The organism is Myroides sp. LoEW2-1, assembly GCF_009767705.1.
Classification (GTDB): domain Bacteria; phylum Bacteroidota; class Bacteroidia; order Flavobacteriales; family Flavobacteriaceae; genus Flavobacterium; species Flavobacterium album_A.
On the sequence record NZ_WSPP01000082.1, the window covers coordinates 1 to 10,889 of the forward strand.

At 35.4% G+C, this 10,889-nt stretch carries 8 protein-coding genes; 2 read left to right on the forward strand and 6 right to left on the reverse strand.

The genetic code is table 11. The features are described from left to right. Nucleotides 1–410: 410 nt before the first annotated feature. The 5 genes from GOQ24_RS05960 to GOQ24_RS05980 all read right to left on the reverse strand — a co-directional run bounded on the left by GOQ24_RS05960 (nt 411) and on the right by GOQ24_RS05980 (nt 6,450). Nucleotides 411–1,199, reverse strand: a complete 789-nt coding sequence (locus tag GOQ24_RS05960) for an XAC2610-related protein (protein WP_160339293.1) — start codon at nt 1,197–1,199, stop codon at nt 411–413. A 483-nt stretch (nt 1,200–1,682) separates the two neighbouring features. Then, nucleotides 1,683–2,258: a DUF4112 domain-containing protein gene (locus GOQ24_RS05965; protein WP_155092299.1), complete on the reverse strand. Its 576-nt coding sequence runs from the start codon at nt 2,256–2,258 to the stop codon at nt 1,683–1,685. A gap of 8 nt (nt 2,259–2,266) precedes the next feature. Continuing rightward, entirely contained in the window at nt 2,267–4,390 is a 2,124-nt protein-coding gene (locus tag GOQ24_RS05970; RefSeq protein WP_160339294.1) for a hypothetical protein, read from the reverse strand. A gap of 100 nt (nt 4,391–4,490) precedes the next feature. Next, a complete protein-coding gene (locus GOQ24_RS05975) occupies nt 4,491–4,712 on the reverse strand; it encodes a DUF6140 family protein (protein WP_155092301.1) in 222 nt (73 codons plus the stop codon). Between the two features lie 310 nt (nt 4,713–5,022). Beyond that, the gene (locus GOQ24_RS05980; RefSeq protein WP_155092302.1) at nt 5,023–6,450 is read right to left on the reverse strand and encodes a PLP-dependent aminotransferase family protein; all 1,428 of its coding nucleotides are present in this window, start codon (nt 6,448–6,450) and stop codon (nt 5,023–5,025) included. Nucleotides 6,451–6,544: 94 nt separating this feature from the next. Between GOQ24_RS05980 and GOQ24_RS05985 the strand changes: the two genes are divergently transcribed. Continuing rightward, nucleotides 6,545–7,435, forward strand: a complete 891-nt coding sequence (locus GOQ24_RS05985) for a DMT family transporter (RefSeq protein WP_155092303.1) — start codon at nt 6,545–6,547, stop codon at nt 7,433–7,435. 131 nt (nt 7,436–7,566) lie between these two features. Here the strand turns inward: GOQ24_RS05985 and GOQ24_RS05990 are convergent, their stop codons facing one another. Beyond that, nucleotides 7,567–8,493, reverse strand: coding sequence for a bestrophin family protein (locus GOQ24_RS05990; RefSeq protein WP_160339295.1), 927 nt, complete (start codon nt 8,491–8,493; stop codon nt 7,567–7,569). Between the two features lie 508 nt (nt 8,494–9,001). On the opposite strand from GOQ24_RS05990, the gene nhaC reads away from it, so the two are divergent. Further along, entirely contained in the window at nt 9,002–10,459 is a 1,458-nt protein-coding gene (gene nhaC / locus GOQ24_RS05995; protein WP_160339296.1) for a Na+/H+ antiporter NhaC, read from the forward strand. The last annotated feature ends 430 nt before the right edge of the window (nt 10,460–10,889 follow it).

Below are 10,889 nucleotides of genomic sequence, written 5' to 3' on the forward strand. Positions count from 1 at the left end.
CCACCCTCAAAAGCTTACAAACAAAGGCCTTAATCCAACTTCACTCGGAGATCCTTCGGTGAATCTTCAAAAAAACATGGGAAAATGAAGGGTTTTGCGAGCAACTCCCGAACAAACACCGAACAAATCGGCATAAACACAGGGAATTAATCAGAAAAAATTGAAAAAATACCACGGAAATGATTAAAAATGAAAAACCATAATTTGAGATTAAAAGTACTTTTTACTTTAACTTAGAAAAGCTTAAATATTATTTGATTTACATACACACAGAGCAAAAGAACAACTCTTTAAATCAATAGTCCAACAAAATTTACAAGGTAAAAATACAAAAAACATCTACATTCTTATAAACTCTTTATACAGATTGAAGGACTAAAAAGTTCTCTTTCGAATCACTGCTGCTTTGCTTAACGCCTATTGATTTCCACAGACTTGCCATCGCGCACTTCATAGCTAATTTCTTCTGAATCACCGAACTCTGTTTGACTCCAATACCTAACTAAATAAAAATTATCATCTATGACTTTGTATTCGTATTTTGATTCATTACCTCTACCATCTGCTGTCTCTACAACCAAAACCTCTTTAAGGTGATCAGCTCTCACGTAATGACCAAATTCTTCCCTGTACTGGGGTTGGTAGTCGAATTTTTTACTTACTGGATTATAAATTAAGAGGTATAAACCATAATCACGTCTTGCCTGAAAGGGAAAACGGTGATAGACAACAAGGTCTAAATACCCATCAAAATTGTAATCCTCCAATATGGTATTTAACTCCTCTTGCTTATAACAATAAGAGAATGGCAGTTCTACTTCTTGCAATAACTTCCTATTGCTATCATATAGCTTAATAGCGTCAAACTCATAATAATGCTTCTTTTTGTCGCTATCATCACTTTCTCTTGTATTTAAGGTATAAAAGTATTGTACAGAAGGTTGTTTCTCAACAGCGATTAACTCAAAATCTAATTGTTTAGAAGTGAGCATATTTGTCCATATTCCTGATACAACATCAAAATTTTGAAAGTCCTTTGCCGTAAATAAACCGGTATTGATCATCTTCTTGCTTTGAAAGTTATAAACCTCCTCTCCAATTCTCAAATCCCCTTTATGATAGGTTCCGCTAATACCTATTGGTTCATTATTAGGATATTTCTTATACGTATAATGTCCATAAATACTATTACTTTCCATATACTCCATATAGAGCCTAATAGGATAGCTTCCTATCTTTCCTTTATAAGTAATAACCCTTCTCTCAACCGCCTTTTGACCAAGCATACTAAAGCTAACCAAACAAGAAAATAGTACAAAGAATATTTGTATTCCCTTTATATTCACAAACTTAAAATCATTTATTTTACATTTATTAAAAGTAATACAATTCGCCCTTTTCTACAATTAAATAACGCTCACCTCCAACATAGAAAGGCCCTAAGCCTTGAGATCTAACGCTAATAAACACCACAAAAGAATCGGTAATACAGAAGGAAAATATCCTAAAATCAAAAACAATAGTAGCGCTCAAATCACAGGTTATTGTTTAAGTACTTTAGATAGTAATGCGCTAAGCTAATTGCTCGCAATACGATAAGCTGGATAAAGCAAAAAGTGGCTTGCTATTACACAAACCACTTTTACAAAAAGAAACATTTTAATCATTTAATTTTATTTTGACTATGAAAATAAATTAGAGATCCAAGTTATTATAAATGCAATTAATTTAATCATTGCATAAATCAGTAAACAAAAGACAATAATACCAATAAGTGAACGCACTGCTTTTTGGTTCACTTCTTTGATAATCTCCTTGTCATCTTCTACAAAGCCAACAATCAGACGCATATTGCGCAAATAACTTCGATTGAAAACATCAAGAATATTGCCAATCCAAAAAGGGATCATACCAATCAAGGTATCTCTTAGGATATTATAAATCACCGCCAGAGTCAATGGCAGTGAGCCAACTTTAAATAAACTTACATAAATAAAAGGAAGAGAAACAACCGAACTCACAGCGTCTCCTACTGTGGGAACTACACCCAGAATAGGATCTAAAAAATACTTGTCCATCACACTCGATATGGTTTTTAACAAGCGATAAGACTTAGACTCCTGTATCTTCAACATCTGCTGCAACTTGTCTTGTTGTCTATTATACTCGTGCACAACAGACTTATTAATTGTTGCTTTCTGTTTATTATCATCAATGCCTAATTCAACCTTAGCTTGACGTACTCTACTACTTTCCATTATACGCGCTATATTTCTAAAGTTTTACTTCCATTTAGTAGATCTTCAATATCTTGAGCAGAAATGTGAATATTTCCAACATCTGCTAACATGAGTAAACCCGTTTTAACTTCATCTTGTCCTTCTGCAGTATTAATTTGACGCATTATCTCTCTCAATACAGAAGCTTTGTCACCTATATTATTCATTTGCTGTTTAAAATCACTTTGCATACGCTGCACTTGTTCTTCATAAAGCGCTCTTTCTCTTTCACCGATTTTCTTATCCACTTGCAACTGCGTCCACACTTGGATTAAGTCAACCGCTCCAACAACTAATTTATTTTGAGCATCCATCATGGCTGTAATATCTTCTTTTAAATAAGTTTCTTCTGCTTTTTGCTTCTTAACAAAAGCTTGGTTAAAAGCGTTCATATCTGCTACAGCAATCGCTTCGTCTATGAGCAACTCGCTTTTTAAATCAGAAGTAAATTTTGTCAAACGCTCTTTGACCTTATCATTCAAGGCGAATTTCTCCTGTTTTTGCAACTGAAAACTTTCAAGGTATTTTCGATCAAACTTGCTCTGAAGAATATCTTTACCAACTTGTAAACATTTAAGATAATCCTCCAAATGCTGTGCAATACTCAACTTTACCTTATCGCTTACACTTATTTCTTGAGCTATCTTCCTATTGCTGTTTTTCAAAAGAGCATGTAATTCACTGTAACGCTCAGTATTAGACTTTAATTCACCCAAAAGATAATCACACTCTTGTTTGTCTAACTTTAAACTCACTTGTACTTTATTATACCCATCAATCACGGGAAGACACCTCTCTTGCCAGTGGTAAACTTCCCTGTTATAAGTATCTTTTCCTATACCTAAAAACAACAAGAAAGGCTTTGTTGGCTTTAAAGCCTTAGCCTGTTCATACTCATCTTTTCCATCCACAATAAAAGCATTGTTAGTGGTGATAGTCTGATTATAGTAAGTAATCTGCTTTTGCGTATCGCTGATCTGTCTACTCAACTGATTATACTCTTCTAAAAGTCCATCCCTCTCTTTTTTGAGTTTTTGTAGCACAGCAGTATGGTAAATAGAGTTTATAAGTTCTCTGTACTGATCTTGCATTACCTGCCTTGCATAACGATAGAATATATGTGCTTTTGGCACAAGCAACTCGTTTAATACGCTGTGGATAATCATTAAGCGCTTCATATCTCCATTGACAAGTGCAACGTCGTAGATGACTTTAGACTTGAACTTCTCTAATTCACCCTCCAGTATAGTTGTCTTATTTGCAGCATCGACATAATGTCCCACCATGTCAATCACTGCTAAGACAATTAAAGCTTTATTCCCCTTAGACCTTCCCAATGAATTACCTACCTTTTGCAAAGTACCTTTAAAACTACCTCCTATTTCTTCCATCAAGACTCCACAAGAAGTTGCGAGTTTGTAATATTCCATTTCAACAGCTTTAAACATCTCTGTCGTGTTGAGATACTGTATCTTGTCAAAATCAAATAAATCAGGAGCCACTTGTTTAATTGAATCCCCAAAGACATCCATTAACCCCAAACTATATTGTCTATACATAGAAGCAATATCATCTCTTAGCATTACAAATTGATCGACTGACTCTTGAATCAAATCTTTCAGTTCTTCATATCCATTAACTACATTTGTATATTGATGAAAGATTGCCGCCGCCTGCTCTTGCAAGTTCTTTACCCCTTTATTACCAATAAAAGTCATAAAATCAAGCTTATCTAAAGTAGCACTATTTGAAGGCGTTTTTTCACAAAGTAAATCAGATACGACATTGAACTGATCCATTGCTCTGTTGAATAATTGCTCTAACCCTGTGATAACTTCACTTTCATTGCCTTGAGTTAACTGCATATACAGGTTGTATTGCTCTACCAAATACTTCGATTCATCATTGCAAACAAATGCTTTTTTTATCTCCTCTTTATTATTATATCGACGATAGGCTTGCCAAACAAGAGCTGAAACCTGTATCGAATCTCCCTTAATACCAAATTCTCTAAGTTCAAAAGCTAAATCAGCTCTATTATAAACAGAAGCATTTTGTACTAATTTCTTAGCAAGTGCTAATATCTTTTTATAGATAGCATCGTTCTCCATTGTATTTACTTTGTGTTTTTATAAACTGTGTTTCAATACTACTAAGGCTTGATTTCAAAGCGTATTCTGTTATATTGCCTAACAAACTCAAAGTTGTCAATCAATCTAATCGCTCAACGTGAAAATCGTTTTTACTACAATTCCCCTTTTTGTAATCATAGCCATATAAGCGCATTAATACTTCTTGCAACTCTTTTGCTCCATTGTAGAACGGACAAGAGGTATGTTGAATTGTCGTGACTACAACAGTCATTTCGGGAGTTAGGACTGTATTATTTACTCTCCTAATTCGCTTTGGCGTTACTTTAAAAACTCTTGACATACTACGCTGTGAATTAATATTAATACAAAATTATCTGCACTAACTGTCATAACACATCAGTCAGTTAGAAAAAAAACATTCACTTTTCCATAAGGACACATAACCACTCCATTTCTAACACAATACAATTAAAAAAGTACGAGTTACCTTATAAAATTACGTCATTTTCAAAGAAATTCCACAAAAAAAAGCCAAAGAACTTACTTAAAGACATAACTACCCAAAGCCTACTCTAACATTAAACCGCCATAACCCCAACAATGCATGCTACTAGTTTAGAAACAGAACCTTTTTTGAAACTTAAAGATTCCTAACTATTTAATCGCTGAAGTTGTTTGGCTAAAATTCCTATTTGCTTTAATTTACTTTCTAATTGTGCGTTCCAAGGTACTCCAAAACACAAACGCATAGAATTATTATATTGGTCTTGCAAGGTAAACATACGTCCAGGAGCGATGCTAATTCCCCGTTTGATTGCAGCATCATAAAGCTCAATGGTATCGATTTTATCTCCAAATTCAATCCAAAGAGAAAGTCCTCCTTGAGGTTGACTAATCTTCACGTCTTTTGGAAAACTTTGCTGTATCACCCTTGCGTAATTTTGATAATTCAAATAGAGCTTTTGACGAAGATTTTTCAAATGCTTATCATATTTACCAGACTTCAAGAAGTTGGCAACGGCCTCTTGTTCTAAAGAGGACGAAGAAATGGAATGAACCAATTTTACGTTTAGTACCTTATCCTTGTACTTACCAGGAGCAACCCACCCTACTCGAAACCCCGGAGCTAAAGTCTTGGAGATCGAACTACACCAAAGTACATTTCCAGTGGTGTCAAAACTCTTACAACAATTTGGTCGATGCCCTGTAAAACACAAGTCTCCATAAACATCGTCTTCAATAAGAGGTATATCCTGAGATGCCAACAGTTCAACTACTTCTTTCTTATTCTCATCTGGCATACAGCTACCAACAGGAGTATTGTAATTAGAAATTAGGATACAGATATCTATTTTATCGATTACTTCTTTTAAAGCCTCTATCTTAATCCCCGTTCTAGGGTGTGTAGGTAGTTCAAACACTTTGAGCCCAAGACCTAATGCCAACTGTAAGATTCCCGGATAACACGGGCTTTCAATGGCAACTGTGTCCCCTGGTTTACTCAAAGCCATCAAACAAAGCGCCACAGCATTCATACCTCCATTAGTGGTAATCAAATCTTCTTCCTTTAAATTTGCTCCCCACGTAAGTGATCGCATAGCAACCATCCTCCTTAAATTAGCATTTCCCTCCACTCGATCATACTGTACTCCTCCAGTAGGCAATGCCCTTGTGGCTTGAACAATCTCCTTTTTAAGCTGTGAAATAGGCAGCATATCACCATAGGCTACAGTATAGGATAACAACAAGATATCCTCACGGCCTATATTGGCATATACCTTTTGTAAAATATCATTAGGCTCACAGTGGTTTGCCAATAATATTGGATTACTCTCCCCCGGAAGAGGTAGATCTTTATAACTGAGTTTACTTGCAAAATACCCACTTTGAGGCTTGGCATAAATCAGCGATTGAGATTCCAATTCCAAAAATACTCGTTTAGCAGTATTCATACTAATCTCGTATTCAGCACAAAGCATACGAACAGAAGGAAGCTTATCTCCCTCTCTTATAATTCCATTTCTAATCTGCGAAGCTAAATTCTCTGCAATCTCACTATACAAAAAGCTTTTACTCATAATTACCAACTAACTGTGTCCATACAAATATACAAAACTGATACTGTGCGAATCCTATTTCTTACCTTAATTTTGTATCAAATAAAAAAAGACAATGGAACAAACTGGCATTTTAGATGCAAAAACGAAATCATCCAGTGGGTGGTTAAATGGATTTATTGGTGTATTGTTATTCGCTGGGTCAATGCCTGCTACCAAAATGGCTGTAAAAGATTTGGACCCTATATTTGCCACGGCAGCAAGAGCAGTGATTGCTGCAATCTTAGCCCTTGCCTGTGTACTGTTTTTCAGAGAGAAAAGACCTACAAAAGCACAGTTATGGCCTTTGATTAAAGTAGCAATCGGTGGAGTGATTGGTTTTCCTCTACTAACAGCTATGGCACTGCAATACATCAGTTCTGCTCATTCATTGGTATTTATGGGAATGCTACCTTTATCAACTGCAGTATTTGCAGTGTTTATTGGCAAAGAAAAACCTAAGCCAATCTTTTGGTTATTTTCTTTACTTGGAAGTGCCTTAGTAATTGGATTTGCCTTTTCGCAAGGAGTAAGCGCAAATCCTGTAGGGGATATTTTGATGATCTTAGCCATTATTCTATGTGGGCAAAGCTATGCCGAAGGAGCGAAATTATCGAAAACCTTAGGGGGGTATCAAGTCATATCATGGGCTTGTATTATTTCCCTTCCCTTGACTATTCCCATAATGATTTACACTTTGCCTACTGAGTTAGCAAGCGTGGGTGGAGAATCTTGGTTTGGCCTTTTCTACATTTCAGTAATCAGTATGTTCTTAGCCTATATATTTTGGTACAAAGGTTTGGCTCAAGGAGGAATAGCTACAGTTGGACAAATCCAACTGCTTCAGCCGCTACTGGGAATGATATTAGCCGCTAGTGTTTTACACGAAAAAGTAAGTTCAGAAATGCTCTATATTACCTTTGGAGTCATTCTATGTGTGGCTGCGAGTAAGAAATTTGCCAAATAGATTAATTTTTCTCTTCAATTATTATATACACTTTACTAACCAAAAAGGCACTGCTTATTTTAAGCAGTGCCTTTTTACTTTTTCTGAATATAAGTTCTACAAACAAGGATTCTAAAATTATTTGCCCTTTATTAAGTAACCACGTAATCCTGGTTTGGCAATAAAATAATAGGCAGTGGCATCTCAGACAGCTCGCTTAGAGAATACTCAATATTAGCACACATCTGATCCAAAGCTAAATCGTTTTCCTCCATTCCGAAAGGCTCAGATATTTCTTCCACTACTGCATCAAGTACAATAAAAGTATAAGCGACAAAAGTGACGAAGAAAGGCATGGCCCAGACAATAGAGTCAATTAAACCAAAAGGCAGAATAAAACAATAGATATAAACTGTTCGATGCAAAATTACAAAGTAAACAAACGGTATCTTAGTATGAACAATGCGTTCACATGCACCAAGAACGATTGAAAGTTGATCTATATTCTGATCAATACGAGCTTGAGTAATCGTATCTAAGCGTCCTGCTCTTTGTTGAGCCGCAATCCAACTTGTAAGCTCATGTAATAAATAAGCAGGTTTGAAGCGCTTTGTTAGCATCGTCTGATACACCTGTGGTGTTAAGTACTTTTGGAGTGTTTCATAATCTGTCTTGCCTCTTAATTGTTTATTCAAGGCATAACAAAATGCTATGATAAGTTTAATGCCCTCTTTCTTGTCCTCTTTGGTAAAAGAGTTTGATTCAGCAATGTAATTCTGTATTTGAAATGCTAATGAGCGGGTATGGATTACCAAACTCCCCCACTGTTTTCTACCTTCCCAAAAGCGATCGTAAGCAGCATTGTTACAAAAACCTAAGAAAATAGCTAATGAAATACCCACTAAAGCAAATGCTCCAACATTTAAAGGAATGATGATCTCAGGAAAATAATACCTCGCAAAATATACAATCCAAGAAAATCCAAAGATAAAAAGTAAAGTGGGGTATATTTTTTTTAGGACTGACCCTTTCCAGGTAAAAAGCATTTGAAGGATATGCTTTTTGTTTCTAACAATCATATTGGTTTGAGTTTTAAGTACCACAAAGGTAAAGCGAAAACATAAAAAAAGCTACTTATTTGTTGGATAAGTAGCTCTAATTGATGCCTCTAAAAACATCTAACAACAATAATTTATCATATACTTCATAACCCTATTTTATACAGGATTATAAAATACGGCGTTCACTTTTACTTGTTATAAAAAGTTTATTTTAGTAAATATATTAAAATAATTTGATTTTCACACTATTTGTTGCTTAATCATTTGCTTTTTTCAACAAAAAAAGAGTAAACAAATAAGTATCAATATTTTAAATATCCCTAAAAAGCAAGGTCGCCATTTGTCACAAGACACAGCCTTTAATTCAAGCTATGTGAATACATCACCTAAGCTACACATTAACTTCACCTACTTTAAATCAGAATAAATAACAACCTTTTATCTTTCCATTTTACTTTTAAAAACAATATTTTAATGATTATTGCTTAATTTCGCAACCAATATATACTAACAATTTTTAAAATAAATGGAAAACGCACAAGACAAAAAGGAAAGACAAATTACATTGTTTCAATCGCTAATCCCCGTAGTTATCTTAGTAGCTATGTTAGCTGTGAATGTATTTGTATTCCGGGATGACGCCTTGTCGGGAACCAATCAGTTTATTTTAATCATAGGGGGGGCTATTGCAACTGTTATTGGCGTGTACAATAATGTGTCTTATGACAAGATACTAAAACAAGTCACACACAATATCAGAGATACCAGTAACGCCATTTTTATATTATTATTAGTAGGAGCGCTATCGGGTACATGGCTACTAAGTGGGATCATTCCCAGTATGATTTACTATGGATTAAACATCTTACATCCTGCTATTTTCTTGCCAGCTTGTGTGATTATCACCTCGATTATTTCCATTGCAACTGGAAGTTCTTGGACAACTTCTGCTACAGTGGGAATTGCCTTAGTCGGTATAGGAAATGCATTAGGCATGCCATTAGGAGTTATTGGAGGGGCAATTGTATCAGGAGCTTATTTTGGAGATAAACTCTCTCCTTTATCAGACACGACCAACTTGGCGCCAGTTATGGCTGGAACAGATCTGTTTACCCACATTAAATACATGTTATATACCACTGTACCTACTTACATAGTCACTTTAGGCTTGTTTGTTGTATTGGGGTTAGTCTATGGAACTGAAGGTAATATAGACACTGCAGAGACCTTAGCTGCCATTGCAGATACCTTCCACATTACACCGTGGTTATTTATCGTACCCGTTGTTGTAATTCTACTAATTATCAAAAAAGTACAATCAATCGCAGCCCTTTTAATCGGAGTATTGTTAGGTGCAGTATTTGCTTTGATATTCCAACCAGATATCGTCGTAGCAGTATCTGGAGCAGAAACATTTAACTTCTACAATGCATACAAGGGAGTTATGTTAGCCCTTACCACAGATATTAAGATTATTTCCCCATTAGAAAGTCTCAATGCCTTATTCGAGGCTGGAGGAATGGCCAGTATGCTAAATACCGTATGGCTTATTCTTTGTGCTATGTTATTTGGAGGAGCTATGGAAGCGATAGGCGCACTGCAAAAAATATCACAAGCACTACTTAATATTGCAAATAATATATTTGGGTTATTCGCCAGCACTGTAGCAAGTTGTTTAGCAATTAACGTCATGACTTCAGACCAATATTTATCGATTGTTGTACCTGGAAAGATGTTTGCGGATGCTTACAAGACAAAAGGATTGGCGCCAGAGAACTTAAGTAGAACACTTGAAGATTCTGGAACAGTAACTTCAGTACTGATCCCATGGAACACTTGTGGAGCCTATCACGCAGGAGTATTAGGTATTCCAACTATGACTTACCTACCCTATGCATTCTTTAACTACCTAAGCCCGTTTGTAACACTCTTATACGCGGCACTGAACTTTAAAATTCGCAAGCTAATTAGCGCAGATAAGTAGACAAGAACAAAGGTAATATATCTGTATAAGCACGTACCTACACCCAAATGCAAGGTTGAGGTTACGCTAACTAAGCTACATGATCACTGTTAATCTATACTTGCTTATAGCAACTAAATTATATAATACAAAAGCCCAAGCAAATGCTTGGGCTTTTGTATTATGGATCTACTACCGCTAAACACGCTCTTTGCCTTCTGCCAGAGCAATCACCTTACCTATAGACAAACCAGCTGGCCTTATCACTTTAAAAAAGGCTCAGCAAGAATGACAACCTTAGCTTAAAGTCAGATTTTTGATAATTTACTAAAAAGCTAACAATGAGGCCATAAAAGTAACGATAACTAATAATTAGCATTTATATAACACTTAGTTAGTTTGTAAAATCGCAATTTCTTTATATATTTAAAAAGTCAAAACAGAATACAGT